The following is a 14,006-nucleotide window of genomic DNA, read 5'->3' on the forward strand; positions in this document are numbered from 1 at the left end:
CGACGATGAGGGGGAATTGACCGCATGAACGCATCGATCGCGGCCCTGGCCTATCTGGTCTCGGGCGTCCTGTTCATCCTCAGCCTGAGGGGGCTGTCGAGCCCGGAGACGAGCCGGCGGGGCAATACGCTGGGCATGGTCGGCATGGCGCTGGCCGTCGGCGTGACGCTGGCGACGCTATGGTCGGCGGGCGACCTCGATCCGCTGACCCTGGCGCTGATCGGCGGCGGCGTGGTGATCGGCGGCGGGGCCGGAGCCCTGATCGCGGCGCGGGTCCAGATGACCCAGATGCCGCAGCTGGTCGCCGCCTTCCACAGCCTCGTCGGCATGGCGGCCTGTCTGGTGGCGGTTGGGGCGGTCTATGCGCCGGGCTCGTTCGGCATCCTCAACGACCCGCTCGACCTCGCCAGCGGCATCAGGACCATCTCGATCATCGAACTGAGCCTCGGCGTGGCCATTGGCGCGGTCACCTTCACCGGCTCGGTGATCGCCTTCGCCAAGCTGAACGGCAACATGAGCGGGGCGCCGATCATCCTGCCGGCGCGGCACCTGATCAACATCGGGCTGGGGCTCGGCCTCGTCGCCCTGATCGCGGTGATGATCGCCTCGGGCGGGACGGCGGTATGGGCCTTCTGGGGCGTGTTCGGGATCGCCCTGATCCTCGGCGCGACCCTGATCATCCCCATCGGCGGGGCCGACATGCCGGTGGTGGTGTCGATGCTCAACTCCTACTCCGGCTGGGCCGCGGCGGCGCTGGGCTTCACGCTGGAGAACATCGCCCTGATCATCACCGGGGCGCTGGTCGGCAGCTCGGGCGCGATCCTGAGCTACATCATGTGCAAGGGCATGAACCGCAGCTTCATCAGCGTCATCCTCGGCGGCTTCGGCGGCGAGACCGCGGCGGCCGGCGGCGGCGCCGTCGAGACCCGGCCGGTCAAGCAGGGCTCGGCCGAGGACGCCGCCTTCATCATGAAGAACGCCTCGAAGGTCATCATCGTGCCCGGCTACGGCATGGCCGTGGCCCAGGCCCAGCACGCCCTGCGCGAGATGGGCGACAAGCTGAAGGAGGAGGGGGTCGAGGTGAAATACGCCATCCACCCCGTCGCCGGCCGCATGCCCGGCCACATGAATGTCCTGCTGGCCGAGGCCAATGTGCCATACGACGAGGTGTTTGAACTGGAGGACATCAACTCGGAGTTCTCGAGCTGTGACGTGGCCTTCGTCATCGGCGCCAACGACGTCACCAACCCCGCCGCCAAGACCGATACCAAGAGCCCGATCTACGGCATGCCCGTCCTGGACGTGGAGAAGGCGGGGACGGTGCTGTTCATCAAGCGCGGCATGGGCAGCGGCTATGCGGGGGTGGAGAACGAGCTGTTCTTCCGCGACAACACCATGATGCTGTTCGCCGACGCCAAGAAGATGGTCGAGGGGATCGTGAAGGCGCTGTGATGGGGAAGGTGGTTTCAGGAGGGGCGGCGGCTGCCATCGGCCTGCTGCTCGCCGGCTGCTCGACCACACTCCTGGTTCATGTCGCGGGACCTCTCCACCAGCCGGTCTTTACGCCCGAACGTCGCGCCGGCCCGGTCTGCTTTTCCGAGTTGACGATCCAGGCGGGACCGACCGCTCCCCTGTCGGAGGACTTGGTGGTCTGGAGGATCGAAGGCCGCGACGGCGGGTGCGTCCGCTTCGGGCCGCTTGTGTACGGGGAGGCGCCATCGGGAGCTGTCGAACTGGTCGCCGCCAAGCCCCTGCGGGAAGGCGTCGTCTATTCCGCTACGGCGCGAGGCGACATCCGCGGGCCCTTCGGCGCGATATGGATCGGCGGCGGGGCCTATGTTTTCGAAGAGGGCGCTTGGCGGGCGGCGGAATCGTGAAGGGGAAGGCCGCTCCGTCGCGGCGGCGCGCAATATCGGCTATTGCGAGGGAGATGGCCGAGATGTGTCGCAAGATGACCGAAGACCGGAACGGCTTCTGGAGGCTTGGAATGGCTATTTCGGCCGTCAGGATCGATGAGCGGGTCGCGGGCGTCGAAGTCACCGATGCCGAGCTGATCGTGCGCCTGCGCGATGGGTGCCGCCTGGCCGCGCCGCTGGACTGGTTCCCGCGTCTGAAGTCGGCGACTCCCGCTGAGCGAGCGAACTGGGAGGCGGCGGCGGCGGGCCTCGGCATCCATTGGCCTGATATCGATGAGGACATCGGCGTCGCCGGCCTGCTCAGAGCCTCCGCCCCGGAAGCCGCCTGACCCATGGCCGCGGAACCCAAGACCAAACCCACCGACGCGCCGGTCGCCGATTTCATCGCGGCGGTCGAAAACCCGCAACGGCGCGCGGATGCGGAAGTGGTGCGGGCCATGCTGGCCGAAGTCACCGGCGAACAGCCGGTGATGTGGGGGCCGTCGATCGTCGGCTACGGGCGCTACAAGGGGCCGACCGGTGACTGGCCGATCATCGGCTTCTCGCCGCGCAAGGCGCAGCTGGTGCTCTACATCATGCGCGGCTTCGCGGACTTCGGGGAGCTGTTGGCGCGCCTCGGCAAGCACAAGACCGGCGGGGGGTGTCTCTACGTCAACAGGCTGGCGGACGTCGACCTGGACGTGCTGCGCGAGATGGCGGCGAGTTCGGTGGCGTGGATGCGCGAGCAATACCCCGACTGATTTCGGCTCAGGACCAGCGTTCGCGGGCGAGCGCCGCTGCGACGGCCTGATCGGCCCGCTGGCGGCGCCAGATGCGCGCCAACTCGCGACGGTCCAGCAAGGCAAGCGCCGCCAGGGAGACGAGGCCGAACGCCAGCACCGCCAGCCAGCCGATCAGCCGCAGCGCCAGCTGGATCAGCCACAGCGCGATCTGGAGCGCCCCGGTCCCGCACCAGACCAGCACAAACCCGGCGCCGACGATCCACAGGGCAAGCGCCATCTCAGGCGGCGATGCGGAAGTCTTCGGCCGGATCGAAGGCCGGGCGCGCCTCGTCCCAGAGGGCGTCCTCGTCGGCGTAGCGGGCCGACAGGCGGGCGTCGATGACGTCGATGACCTGTTCCTCGAGTCGGTCCCAGATGACGGCGAGGTCGCCGAAGCCGTCGGCCTCACAGGGGACGACCAGGTAGCGGGAGGCGGAAATGGCGGCTTGGGGGGCGAAGGCGCGGGCCATGGGAGAACTCCTGAGGCGGTGTGTCTGTCGATGGTTGGAGTGTGAAGCAGCGTTGCGTCAAAATCGGACGTATGCTTCTGTGGCGGCATGAGACACGACAAGGCGGCCATGGTCATCGACCTAGCCCGGCGCATGGCGGCCAGCGCCGAGGGCCTGACGCTGGGCGATATCGAACGCGACCTGGAGGTCGGGCGGCGCACGGCCGAGCGGCTGCGGGACGCGGTGATCATGCTGTTCCCGCAAACCGAGGAGGTTTCGGACCCGCCGAACAAGCGCTGGCGCATTCGCGGCGGCCTGTCGGCCTTCGAACAGGCCCCCACGACCGAGGAGTTGGTCGAGCTGACCAAGGCCGCGCAAGGGTTGCGGGCCAGCGGCGAGCCGGGCCGGGCGTCCGCGCTGGAGGGGCTGGAGCGCAAGCTGAAGTCGGCCATGCGCTCGACCACGCTGAACCGGCTGGCGCCCGACCTGGAGGCGCTGGTGCGGGCCGAAACCATCGCCGTGCAAGCCGGGCCGCGCCCCTCGGCGGACGAGGCGGTGCTGGCCGAGATCCGCCAGGCCATCCTGGCGGGGCGGCCGCTGGGCTTCATCTACAGCCGGCCCGGAGCCGATGCGCGGAGCCGCAGCGTCGCGCCCTGCGGGGTGATGTTCGGCCGCGCCAACTATCTGGTCGCCGCCGACCGCGAGAGCGGCCGCATCCAGACCTTTCGCCTGGACCGCATGAGCGCCGTGCGGGCCGGAGAGGGGGTGGCGTCGCCGCCTGCGGACTTTGACCTGCAGGCCTTCGCCAGCCAGTCGTTCGGCATCTATCAGGATGAGATCGAGGACGTGGTGCTGAAGGTCTCGCCGGAGGGGGCGGCCGAGGCGCGGGCGTGGCGCTGGCACCCGACCCAGAGCCTTGAGGATCAGGCGGACGGCGGCGTCATCGTCCGCTTCCGCGCCTCGGGCATGCGGGAACTGGCCTGGCACCTGTTCAGCTGGAGCGGACAGGTGCAGATCGTCGCGCCGGAGCGGCTGAAGACGGTGATGGCCGACGAACTGGCCGCGGCCGGAAAGGCGCTGGCCGGCGCGGCCCCCGATCGGTCCCAAGCCTGACCAAAGCTTAAGCTGACACTGTTCGGCGGCATGGCTACGGCGGGAAGATCGAAGAGGGGCTTCCCATGATCCTTTCCCTTGCGGCCGCCCTGGCCGTCCTGATGCCGACCGCCGCGCCCGCACCCGGGGAAACGCCGGCAGCCCCGGCCACGGCCGTGGTGCGCCACGAGGCCGGCGCGTGGACGCTTGACCTCACCCTGGATCGCGACGCGCCGGTCTGGGTGTTCGGCGAGTCCGAACCCCTCTCCGACGGTCGCGGCTGGCGCGTCCATCAGTGGACGGTCGAGACGCCCGGCGTGGCGCTTGAGACCGTCGCCGGGCGGGACGTGCTGCGAGGCGTGGACGGCGCGCCGGCGCCGCGGCGGATCCGCTTGCGCCTGGAACCGAGCTTCGTCGATCTGGAGGCCAACTACGATCCGGTTCTGACCTTCTCGACCGGGGCCGTGGCCTGGTACAGCGAGGTCTTCCACCTGATCCCGCTCGATACGGCCGACGCGCTCGCCGTCCTGCCCCGGGACCTCGGGCCCATGATCGACGCCGCCGGGCCCACGCGAACGACCTGGAGCGATGCCGAGGGCGCGGTGCTGGCGAAGGGCGAGCGGCTGGTGGACCCGGATTCGACCCGGGTCGGAACCTACATCCTGTTCGGCCCCGCCGAGGTCGTGCCCGGCGAGGCGCTGTCGACCGTGGTCGATCCCGGTCTGCCCGCGTGGATCGCCGCTGAGCTGTCCAGCTACGCGCCGCGGGTGGCGGAGCACTACGCCGCCCGCCTCGGCCCGGGCGGTGTCGCCGCGCCCACGGTGATGATGAGCTGGACGGGACCGACGCCGGACACGTCGAGCATGGCGGGCAGCGTCCTGCCGGGGCTGGTGGTCATGGCGTTCGAGGGCGACGGAGTGCTGGAGCCCACGACGGGCGTGCGCAATCTCGCGCGGTGGTTCATCGGCCATGAGAGCGCCCATTTCTGGCTTGGCGGGGCGGTTCACTACGAGACCGCGCTGGACTCCTGGATCACCGAGGGCGGGGCTGACCTGATGGCCGTTCGCGGTCTGCAGGCGGTCGACCCCGCCTACGGAGGACGCAGCCGGCTGCAGGCCGCCGTGGATGACTGCATCGGCTTCGCGCACCAGCCGGTGTCGACCTCGGCCGACCGCGGGGAATTCAGAGCGCACTACGCCTGCGGCGCGGTCTTCGCCCTCGCCGCCGAAACCGCCCAGAAACGCGCCTCGGGCGGCGACTGGCTCGACTTCCTCCAGCCCCTGATCGCGGCAAACCGCGCCGACGGGGTGCTCAGCCGCGATGAGTGGCTGTCCGCGCTGGACCGGGTTTCGGGCGATCCGGCGCTGCGCCGCGACATCGAACGGATGCTGGACCACGGTTCGGACGATCCGGCGCGCGCGATCGCCGGCCTGTTCGAGCGCGCGGGCGTGCCCCACCGGCGCGAGGGTGCGCAGGTCATCCTGACCTGACGCCGCCGTTCGCTACGGAACCGTACAGGTCCCGCGGCGTTACCGACAGTTCCGTGAATACGGGGCCGGGGGGCGAGCGTATGGACTTGGCTGAGTTGTCGGGATCGATTTCTGTCGTTGAGGATCGTTACCGGCTGCTGGTCGACGCGATCACCGACTACGCCATCTACATGCTCGATCCGCATGGCTATGTGACCAGCTGGAACTCGGGCGCCCAGCGCTTCAAGGGCTACGAGCCCTCGGAAATCCTCGGCGAGCATTTCTCCCGCTTCTACACCGACGAGGACCGCGCGGCCGGGACGCCGGCGGAGGCGCTGAGGGCCGCCGCGGAGGAGGGCCGTTTCGAGCACGAAGGCTGGCGCATCCGCAAGGACGGAACCCGGTTCTGGGCCCACGTCGTCATCGATCCGGTGCGGTCTCCGTCGGGCGAACTGGTCGGATTCGCCAAGATCACGCGCGACCTGACCGAACGGAAGCTGGCCGAAGAATCCTTGCGCCGCAGCCGCGAACAGTTCCGCCTGCTGGTCGAGGGCGTGACCGACTACGCCATCTACATGCTGGATCCGACGGGACGGGTGAGCAGCTGGAACGCTGGGGCCGCGCGGATCAAGGGCTATGCGCCGCACGAGATCGTCGGCGAGCATTTCTCGCGCTTCTACACGGAAGAGGACCGCGCCACCGACGAGCCCGCCAAGGCGCTGGAGACGGCCGCCCGGGTCGGGCGGTTCGAGAAGGAGGCCTGGCGTGTCCGCAAGGACGGCAGCCGCTTCTGGGCCCATGTGGTCATCGACGCCATCCGTGACGACGACGGCGGGCTCATCGGCTTCGCCAAGGTCACTCGCGACATCACCGAACGGATGGAGTCGCAACGGGCGCTGGAGGAGGCCCGCGAGGCGCTGTTCCAGTCGCAGAAGATGGAGGCGGTCGGCCAGCTGACCGGCGGCATCGCCCATGATTTCAACAACCTGCTCATGGCGGTTCTGGGCAGTCTGGAGCTGGTCCGCAAACGGGTGCCCTATGACCCCCGCGTCACGCCGCTGATCGACAACGCCATCCAGGGGGCCCAGCGGGGGGCGGTGCTGACCCAGCGGATGCTGGCCTTCGCCCGCAAGCAGGAACTCAAGATGGAGGCGGTCGACGTGCCGTCGCTCGTCCGAGGCCTGATGAATTTCCTCGACCGGACCATCGGTCCGAACATCGAGGTCAACATGCGCTTCCCCGGCGACCTGCCGCGCGTGCACACCGACCCGTATCAGCTCGAGGCGGCGCTGATGAACCTGGCCGTCAACGCCCGGGACGCGATGCCCGGCGGCGGCTCCATAACCATCAGCGCCAGGCCCGAACGGATCGGCGCCCACGCCACCCTGGCGCCCGGGGACTATGTCCGGCTCGTCGTCGCGGACACCGGGGAGGGCATGGATGAGGCCACGCTCGCCCGCGCGACTGAACCCTTCTTCACGACCAAGGGAGTCGGCAAGGGCACGGGGCTTGGCCTGTCGATGGTCCACGGCCTGGCCGCCCAATCCGGCGGCTGGCTCACTATGACGAGCCGTCCCGGCGCGGGCGCCCAGGTCGAACTGTGGCTGCCCGTCATCAGGACGGGAACCCTGTTCGCGACGGAGATCGACGCCGACCCTCCGGCGGAGGCCGGCCACCGACTGCGCATCCTCGCCGTCGATGACGACAGCCTGGTCCTGACCAACACCGCCGCCATGCTCGACGACCTCGGCCATGAGGTGGTCGTCGCGTCCTCGGGCAAGGAGGCGCTGGAGGCGCTGCGGGGCCTGCCCGACATCGACCTGATCATCAGCGACGAGATCATGCCCAACATGACGGGATCGCAGTTCGCCGAGGTGGTGCGGCGCACCCACCCTGACCTGCCCGTGATCATCACCTCGGGCTATGCGGACCTCTCGGCTGACGGCGTGGCCTCGAGCCTGCCGCGCCTGGCCAAGCCGTTCGCCCAAGCCGATCTGGCGAGCCTGATCCGCGAAACCCTCGATGGTGCGGAGCTGGAGGCCTGACTCAGGCGTTGGCGGCGTCGTCGAACGGGTAGGGACTGACGGATTTCGACCAGTCGTCGACCTTGAGCGGCCGGTCCACAGGCGGCGCGGCCCGCTCGGCGCAGGGATGACGGTGGCAGAGGCGGCAGGCGGGGCCGATCGGGGTGATCTCGGGGGCCGCCAGGTCGAGCCCGCGGGCGTGAACCAGGCGATGGGCGTGCTTCAGTTCGCAGCCGAGGCCTATGGCGAGGTCGTGCCCCTCGGTGAAGGCGTCGTGGCCCTGGCGGTCGACGGTGCGGGCGAACGTGAACCAGCGCTGGCCGTCCGGCGTCTCGATGATCTGGGTGACGATGCGCCCGGGCGTGCGGAAGGCGCTGTGCAGCCGCCAGCGCGGGCAGGCCCCTCCAAAGCGCGAGAACGGGAAGGCGCCCGAGGCGAAGCGCTTGGAGATGTTGCCGGCCTGATCCACCCGCATCAGGAAGAACGGGACGCCCCGGGCCGTGGGCCGCGACAGGGTGGTCAGCCGGTGGGCGGCCTGCTCGTAGCTGACCCCGAACCGGGCCTGCAGCCGCCCCAGGTCGTAGCCGGTTTCCTCCGCCGTGCGCTGGAAGGGGCCGTAGGGCATCAGGACAGCGGCGGCGAGGGTGTTGGTCAGCGAGACCTTGAGCAGACGCCGCGTCGGCTCGTCGGGCGCGCCCGCGGCGTCGGTCAGGGCCGTCAGTTCGGCGTCGTGCTCGGACAGCGCCAGCTGGAAGGCGACGGCGAAGGCGCGCGAGGAGGGGCCCAGCGTGTCGGACAGCAACAGCCGCCTGCGGTGCGGATCGTAGCGGCGGGTCCATTCGACCATGACGTCGGCCGGCAGGGTGCGGACTGCGAGACCGTGACGCGCGAGCAGCCTCGCCCGCGCCTGGGTCTCGAACGATTCCCCGGGCGTCTCCGCCTCAAGCGCATCGGCGAGCGTCTCGCCCAGGGCGTCGAGTTCGGGGAAGTGGTTGCGCCGGCCCTGGATGTAGTCCCGGACCCGATCGGCCGGGGTTTCGTCGCCCGCCCCGCCGGTGACGTCCGCCTCGGCGCGGTCGCGGGCGCGGCGGTCGGCGAAGGCGCGGTAGAGGCGCAGCAGGGCGTCGGCGGCGGCGGGCTGGTCCTCCGCCAGCTGGACGATCTCGTGGCGCGGGACCGGCAAGCCCTGGAACAAGGGATCGGCGAAGGCCTCGGCGAGTTCCGACTCGGTGGCCGGACCGCCGGACTGGCCAAGTGTGCGCAGGTCGACGTCGTAGGTGTCGGCCAGACGCAGCAGCAGCTGGGCCGACACCGGCCGCTGGTTTCGCTCTATGTGATTGAGATAGCTGGGGGATACCCCAAGGTCCGCGGCCATGGCGGTCTGCGTCAGGGCCAGATCGCGGCGCAGCCGCTTGAGGCGGCCTCCCAGGAACAGCTTGCGGTCGGCGGTCGCTTCCATAGCCGCACGATGTCACAGAATGACTTAACAGCAAGTGTCATAATGTGACCAACCGACTATAATGTAGGCGGTTTGGATGTGTCAGTCATGACATTCGCGTGTTTCCCTCTGCGTGATCCGCGGCCAGCCCGGCCCGCCCGCGCAGAGACCGACCATGACCAGCTTCGCCGAGCTCGTTCCTTCACCCCACGGCCGCTTCGACGGCGTCGAGCGGCCCTACAGCCCCGAGGATGTGCTGCGCCTGCGCGGCTCGCTGCCGATCACCCACACCCTGGCCGAGCGCGGCGCCAACCGGCTGTGGCAGTTGCTGCACGACGCGCCGTTCGTGAATGCGCTGGGCGCCGTGACCGGCAACCAGGCCATGCAGATGGTCCGCGCCGGACTTAAGGCTATCTATCTGTCAGGCTGGCAGGTGGCGGCGGACGCCAACACGGCCGGCGCCATGTATCCTGACCAGTCGCTGTACCCGGCCAACGCCGCGCCCGAGCTGTGCCGCCGCATCAACCGCACCCTGCAGCGCGCCGACCAGATCGAGCACGCCGAGGGCGGCGCGAAGCGGGATTGGTTCGTGCCCATCGTCGCCGACGCCGAGGCCGGGTTCGGCGGGCCGCTGAACAGCTTCGAGATCATGAAGGCCTTCATCGAGGCGGGCGCCGCCGGGGTCCATTTCGAGGACCAGCTGGCCTCCGAGAAGAAGTGCGGCCACCTGGGCGGCAAGGTGCTGATCCCGACGCGGGCCCACGAGCGCAACCTGATCGCGGCCCGGCTGGCGGCCGACGTCATGGGGGCGCCGACGCTGATCGTGGCGCGGACGGACGCCGAGAGCGCCCAGCTGATCACCTCGGACGTCGATGAGCGCGATCACCCCTTCATTGACCGGGACCAGCGCACGCCGGAGGGCTTCTTCCGTCTGAAGCCCGGCACGGGCCTGGATCACTGCATCGCCCGCGGCCTCGCCTATGCGAAATACGCCGACGTGCTGTGGTGGGAGACCTCGCACCCGGATCTGGACGACGCTCGCCGTTTCGCCGAGGCGATCCAGCGCGAGCACCCCGGAAAGCTGATGGCCTACAACTGCTCGCCGTCCTTCAATTGGAAGGCGAAGCTCGACGACGCCACCATCGCCAGGTTCCAGCGCGAGCTGGGGGCCATGGGCTACAAATTCCAGTTCGTGACCCTGGCCGGCTTCCACAGCCTGAACAACGCCATGTTCGAGCTGGCCGACGGCTACCGCGAGCGCGGCATGGCCGCCTATTCCGAGCTTCAGCAGCGCGAGTTCGCCAACGAGGCCGCCGGCTACACCGCCACCCGCCATCAGCGCGAGGTCGGCACCGGCTATTTCGACCAGGTCGCCACGGTCATCTCGAACGGCAGGTCCTCGACCACGGCGATGCAGCAATCCACCGAAGCCGCGCAGTTCGTCGCGGCGGAATGAGCAGGAGACCCCCCATGGAACCCATGTCCCGACCGCAGGCGATCATCGACTTCTGCCTTGATCCGTTGAAGCTCGATACCGGCTCGGAGGCCGAGCGCGAGGTGCGCCGGCGTCTCGAACACGTCATCAAGACCTTCCAGCGAAAGCTGGCCCAGCCGGTCGCCGTCGACTTCTCGTCGATGCCGTCGCAGGTCATCAACGAGGCCGCGCACGGCTACGAATAGAGGGGTCCGATCAGGCCGCCATCGACTTGGCGGCCGCGCGGGGCAGGCTGACCAGCAGGTTCAGCAGATCCGCCGCGTCGAACGGCTTGGCCAGGTGCAGGTCCGCGCCGGCGGCCTCGGCCGCGACGATATGCTCGGGCAGGGCGTTGGCCGTCAGCATGACGATCGGCGTCCGGTCCAGGCCCATCGCCGCTTCGTGCAGGCGAATCTCCCGGGTCGCCGTCAGCCCGTCCATCACCGGCATCTGCATGTCCATCAGGATCAGGTCGTAGTCGGCGTCGCGCATCGCCTGAAGCGCCTCGGCGCCGTCCTCCACCGACGTCAGCGCCACGTCCGCCTGCGCCAGAATCATCTCGACCACGCGCCGGTTGACGGGGTGGTCGTCGGCCAGCAGCACGCGCACGGTGCGGCCCTCCTGAGCCTCGTCCGCGTCCGTCGCCCCGCCGGGGATCGCAGGGGCTTGGGCCGCCTTGAACGGCACGGTCAGGATGAAGGCGGAACCGCCGCCGGGCTCGCTTTCGCAATCCAGCTCGCCGCCCATCATCTCGGCCAGTTGGCGCGAGATGGCCAGGCCAAGGCCGGAGCCGCCGAATTTTCGGGTGATGGCCCCGTCAGCCTGCTCGAACCGGCTGAACAGGCGGTCCCGGGTCTGGCAGTCGAAGCCGATGCCGGTGTCCTCGACGGAGAAGCGCAGCGTGGGCGCTCCGTTTCGGTCGGGGCCGGCCGCGGCGGTCAGGCTGACGAAACCCTCGGTGGTGAACTTCACGGCGTTGGAGACGAGGTTGGTCAGGATCTGCTTCAGACGCACCACGTCGCCGGCGATCCAGCAGTCCGCCTCCGGCGCGATCTCGACGAAGAACTGCAGTCCCTTGTCGCGGGCGGAGGCTTCATAGAGCTGGGCCGCATCCCGAACGGCGCGGCCGAGATCGAAGGCCTCCTCCGACAGTTCCAGCCGTCCCGACTCGACCCGCGCCAGATCGAGGATGTCGCTGAGCAGCACCTGCAGCGTACGGCCCGAGGACTGGATCAGCTCCAGCATCTCTACCTGCTGCGGCGACAGGTTGGTGGCGCCGAGGGCCTGGGCCACGCCGATGACGCCGTTCAGGGGCGTGCGGATCTCGTGGCTCATATTGGCGAGGAACTGGCTCTTGGCGGCGTTGGCGGCCTCGGCGGCGTCGCGCGCCTCGGCGAGGGCGCGGGCGTCGTTCTTCAGATCGGTGATGTCCGTGCAGACGGTGACGATGCCGCCGGCGGCCGTGCGCCGGTCGGCCACACGCAGCCAGCGGTCGCCGGCGATACGCTGTTCCATCATGGCGGACAGGGCGCGGCGCGACTCCATCCGCTCCCGGATCCACTCGTCCTCGCGGCCCTTGGCCTCGGCGTAGAGGCCCTCGCTGAGGCCGATCTGGATGATCTCGCGGAAGGTCATGCCGGCCTGGAGGTTGGACGACAGCTCCGGGTTCACCTCGTCATAGCGGTTGTTCCACAGCACGAGCCGGTCGTCGGCGTCAAAAAAGGCCAGGCCGTCCGGCATGGCGTCGATGGCTTCGCGGATCTGGTTCAGGGCGCTGGAGCGCGAGAAATAGCCCATCCAGGCAACGGCGCCGGCGACGCCGACAATGCTCATGACCATGACGGTCAGCACCGCCAGCATGGTTGAGGCGGAGAAGGTGGGACCGAAGACGCTGGCGGCGGTGGCGAGGGCCGCCGGTTCGGGCGTGACGGTCATGGCGCTCATGGCCGTGAAATGCAGGACGATGATCGACAGCGCCCCCGAGATGCAGGTGGCGACGAAGCGCGCCGCACCCTTGCCGTAGACGACCGCGCCGGTCAGGAGCGCCACCGCAAGGCCGCCGACGACGGCTGCGCCGGCGAGGACAGGATCCCATCCGATGGCCCGGCCGGGCAGGTCCAGCGCGGCGATGCCGACGAAATGCATGGCGGCGACGCCGGACAGGCCGACCATGCCGCCCAGCCCCCGGTACAGGCGGTTGCCCTTGATCATCAGGATGACCGAACCGAGCGCCACCCCGCCCACGCCAAGGGCGAGCGAGGCGAGGGTGAGGACCAGGCCGTACCGGACCTCGCCGCCGGCCTGATAACCCTGCATGGCCACGAAGTGGGTCGAGAAGGCGGCCACGCCGCCGACGACGGCGCCGATCAGGGCGACTTCACGCCGCCGGGCGCGCTGGAGCCCGCGCGCCTCAACCAGCAGCCGGAAGGCCGTTCCGAGTCCGAACACGCACAGGACGGCGGCCGCCAGCGTCCAGCGCAGGTCGTGCTCGATCGTCAGGCAGTAAAGGATTCGGTCCAAGTCGCCCCCTCTTGACCGAACAGCATCCGGCAAAGGGGTGAATAAACCGTGGCGTGCAACCGGACCTAGACGGCCGCGGGATCGACCGTGATCTCGAACGATTGGCCGACCACGGTGGTCGGATTGATCTGGGCGTGGTCGCGGCGAACCTCAAAGTGCAGGTGCGGGCCGGTGGAGCGGCCGGTGGACCCGACCAGGCCGATCCGCTCCTGCGCGCCGATGCGATCGCCCCGAGCGACGTCGATGCGGCTCAGGTGGCCGTAGAGGGTGCTCATGCCGTTCGGGTGGCGCAGCTCGATGAAGCGGCCGTAGCCGCCGGCGTCGTAGCCGGTGCGCAGCACCTCGCCCTCGCAGGCGGCGTAGACGCTCGTGCCGGTCGGCGCCGCCATGTCGACGCCCTTGTGCTGGCGCGCCTTGGCTTCGCTGGCCAGACGACGCAGCCCGAACGCCGAGTTGATGGCGTAGCCGCGCAGCGGCGCAACGAAGGCGATGAGGCGGGTGATCGGCCCGGCCGGCTGGGCCACGGCCGCGACGGGCGGGGCCTCGGGCACGGCGACTTCGGGTTCGGCCGGGGCGTAGTAGGGCTCCGGGGCCGGGGCGGCGGCCATGGCCAGCACGGCGGCCGCGCCGAGCGCAGCGGCCTGGCCGGAATGGAAAAGGAACGACCGGGCGGTCGGCAACAGGCGTCGCATGGGCGGCGTCAGCTCCGTCTTTTCGGCTCTGTTGAGCGGTGAAGGCGCCGGCGGGCCGCCAACGGGCGACGCTCTCGGCCGGCGACCGGGAGGACGTCTTTCCTACGCGGCGGCGGGGGCGACTTTGGGGCCGAAAAGGTTCCGTCGGGGCGACAGGAGGTCGCAGCGGAG

At 69.7% G+C, this 14,006-nt stretch carries 14 protein-coding genes; 9 read left to right on the top strand and 5 right to left on the bottom strand.

What is annotated here, in order from left to right:
* The first annotated feature begins 24 nt into the window (after nucleotides 1-24).
* The 4 genes from VEA98_RS06710 to VEA98_RS06725 all read left to right on the top strand — a co-directional run bounded on the left by VEA98_RS06710 (nucleotide 25) and on the right by VEA98_RS06725 (nucleotide 2,656).
* Nucleotides 25-1,452 carry an NAD(P)(+) transhydrogenase (Re/Si-specific) subunit beta gene (locus tag VEA98_RS06710; protein WP_324812093.1) on the top strand — a complete coding sequence of 476 codons (1,428 nt, stop codon included), beginning with the start codon at nucleotides 25-27 and terminating at the stop codon, nucleotides 1,450-1,452.
* Nucleotides 1,452-1,877, top strand: a complete 426-nt coding sequence (locus VEA98_RS06715) for a hypothetical protein (protein WP_324812095.1) — start codon at nucleotides 1,452-1,454, stop codon at nucleotides 1,875-1,877. The genes VEA98_RS06710 and VEA98_RS06715 overlap by 1 nt, the downstream gene beginning before the upstream one ends.
* A gap of 110 nt (nucleotides 1,878-1,987) precedes the next feature.
* Entirely contained in the window at nucleotides 1,988-2,245 is a 258-nt protein-coding gene (locus VEA98_RS06720; protein WP_324812099.1) for a DUF2442 domain-containing protein, read from the top strand.
* Between the two features lie 3 nt (nucleotides 2,246-2,248).
* The gene (locus tag VEA98_RS06725; RefSeq protein ID WP_324812102.1) at nucleotides 2,249-2,656 is read left to right on the top strand and encodes a DUF1801 domain-containing protein; all 408 of its coding nucleotides are present in this window, start codon (nucleotides 2,249-2,251) and stop codon (nucleotides 2,654-2,656) included.
* Nucleotides 2,657-2,663: 7 nt separating this feature from the next.
* On the opposite strand, the gene VEA98_RS06730 is transcribed toward VEA98_RS06725, so the two are convergent.
* A complete protein-coding gene (locus VEA98_RS06730) occupies nucleotides 2,664-2,915 on the bottom strand; it encodes a hypothetical protein (protein ID WP_324812105.1) in 252 nt (83 codons plus the stop codon).
* 1 nt (nucleotide 2,916) lies between these two features.
* Nucleotides 2,917-3,147 carry a hypothetical protein gene (locus tag VEA98_RS06735; protein ID WP_324812107.1) on the bottom strand — a complete coding sequence of 77 codons (231 nt, stop codon included), beginning with the start codon at nucleotides 3,145-3,147 and terminating at the stop codon, nucleotides 2,917-2,919.
* Between the two features lie 87 nt (nucleotides 3,148-3,234).
* Here VEA98_RS06735 and VEA98_RS06740 point away from each other — a divergent pair, with 87 nt between their 5' ends.
* The 3 genes from VEA98_RS06740 (at nucleotide 3,235) to VEA98_RS06750 (ending at nucleotide 7,732) form a co-directional block, all read left to right on the top strand.
* A complete protein-coding gene (locus tag VEA98_RS06740) occupies nucleotides 3,235-4,239 on the top strand; it encodes a WYL domain-containing protein (protein WP_324812110.1) in 1,005 nt (334 codons plus the stop codon).
* Between the two features lie 65 nt (nucleotides 4,240-4,304).
* On the top strand, nucleotides 4,305-5,708 hold the full coding sequence (locus VEA98_RS06745; RefSeq protein ID WP_324812112.1) for a hypothetical protein: 1,404 nt from the start codon (nucleotides 4,305-4,307) through the stop codon (nucleotides 5,706-5,708).
* Between the two features lie 86 nt (nucleotides 5,709-5,794).
* Complete coding sequence (locus tag VEA98_RS06750; protein ID WP_324812115.1) at nucleotides 5,795-7,732, top strand: PAS domain S-box protein; 1,938 nt, start codon at nucleotides 5,795-5,797, stop codon at nucleotides 7,730-7,732.
* Between the two features lies 1 nt (nucleotide 7,733).
* Here the strand turns inward: VEA98_RS06750 and VEA98_RS06755 are convergent, their stop codons facing one another.
* On the bottom strand, nucleotides 7,734-9,170 hold the full coding sequence (locus VEA98_RS06755) for a helix-turn-helix domain-containing protein (RefSeq protein WP_324812119.1): 1,437 nt from the start codon (nucleotides 9,168-9,170) through the stop codon (nucleotides 7,734-7,736).
* Nucleotides 9,171-9,324: 154 nt separating this feature from the next.
* Here VEA98_RS06755 and aceA point away from each other — a divergent pair, with 154 nt between their 5' ends.
* Nucleotides 9,325-10,605: an isocitrate lyase gene (gene aceA / locus VEA98_RS06760; RefSeq protein ID WP_324812121.1), complete on the top strand. Its 1,281-nt coding sequence runs from the start codon at nucleotides 9,325-9,327 to the stop codon at nucleotides 10,603-10,605.
* A gap of 14 nt (nucleotides 10,606-10,619) precedes the next feature.
* Nucleotides 10,620-10,829 (top strand): hypothetical protein, encoded by a 210-nt coding sequence (locus tag VEA98_RS06765; protein WP_324812123.1) that lies wholly within the window; start codon nucleotides 10,620-10,622, stop codon nucleotides 10,827-10,829.
* 10 nt (nucleotides 10,830-10,839) lie between these two features.
* Here VEA98_RS06765 and VEA98_RS06770 read toward each other — a convergent pair whose 3' ends face one another.
* Both VEA98_RS06770 and VEA98_RS06775 read right to left on the bottom strand, forming a co-directional pair.
* Nucleotides 10,840-13,143: an ATP-binding protein gene (locus VEA98_RS06770; protein WP_324812125.1), complete on the bottom strand. Its 2,304-nt coding sequence runs from the start codon at nucleotides 13,141-13,143 to the stop codon at nucleotides 10,840-10,842.
* A gap of 65 nt (nucleotides 13,144-13,208) precedes the next feature.
* Complete coding sequence (locus VEA98_RS06775) at nucleotides 13,209-13,835, bottom strand: M23 family metallopeptidase (RefSeq protein WP_324812128.1); 627 nt, start codon at nucleotides 13,833-13,835, stop codon at nucleotides 13,209-13,211.
* Nucleotides 13,836-14,006 lie beyond the last annotated feature (171 nt).

It is taken from the genome of Brevundimonas sp. (assembly GCF_035627055.1).
GTDB lineage: Bacteria > Pseudomonadota > Alphaproteobacteria > Caulobacterales > Caulobacteraceae > Brevundimonas.

Coding starts and splice junctions, on each gene's coding strand:
- VEA98_RS06710 (WP_324812093.1), top strand. CDS start 25: ATGAACGCATCGATCGCGGCCCTGGCCTATCTGGTCTCGGGCGTCCTG.
- VEA98_RS06715 (WP_324812095.1), top strand. CDS start 1,452: ATGGGGAAGGTGGTTTCAGGAGGGGCGGCGGCTGCCATCGGCCTGCTG.
- VEA98_RS06720 (WP_324812099.1), top strand. CDS start 1,988: ATGGCTATTTCGGCCGTCAGGATCGATGAGCGGGTCGCGGGCGTCGAA.
- VEA98_RS06725 (WP_324812102.1), top strand. CDS start 2,249: ATGGCCGCGGAACCCAAGACCAAACCCACCGACGCGCCGGTCGCCGAT.
- VEA98_RS06730 (WP_324812105.1), bottom strand. CDS start 2,915: ATGGCGCTTGCCCTGTGGATCGTCGGCGCCGGGTTTGTGCTGGTCTGG.
- VEA98_RS06735 (WP_324812107.1), bottom strand. CDS start 3,147: ATGGCCCGCGCCTTCGCCCCCCAAGCCGCCATTTCCGCCTCCCGCTAC.
- VEA98_RS06740 (WP_324812110.1), top strand. CDS start 3,235: ATGAGACACGACAAGGCGGCCATGGTCATCGACCTAGCCCGGCGCATG.
- VEA98_RS06745 (WP_324812112.1), top strand. CDS start 4,305: ATGATCCTTTCCCTTGCGGCCGCCCTGGCCGTCCTGATGCCGACCGCC.
- VEA98_RS06755 (WP_324812119.1), bottom strand. CDS start 9,170: ATGGAAGCGACCGCCGACCGCAAGCTGTTCCTGGGAGGCCGCCTCAAG.
- aceA (WP_324812121.1), top strand. CDS start 9,325: ATGACCAGCTTCGCCGAGCTCGTTCCTTCACCCCACGGCCGCTTCGAC.
- VEA98_RS06765 (WP_324812123.1), top strand. CDS start 10,620: ATGGAACCCATGTCCCGACCGCAGGCGATCATCGACTTCTGCCTTGAT.
- VEA98_RS06775 (WP_324812128.1), bottom strand. CDS start 13,835: ATGCGACGCCTGTTGCCGACCGCCCGGTCGTTCCTTTTCCATTCCGGC.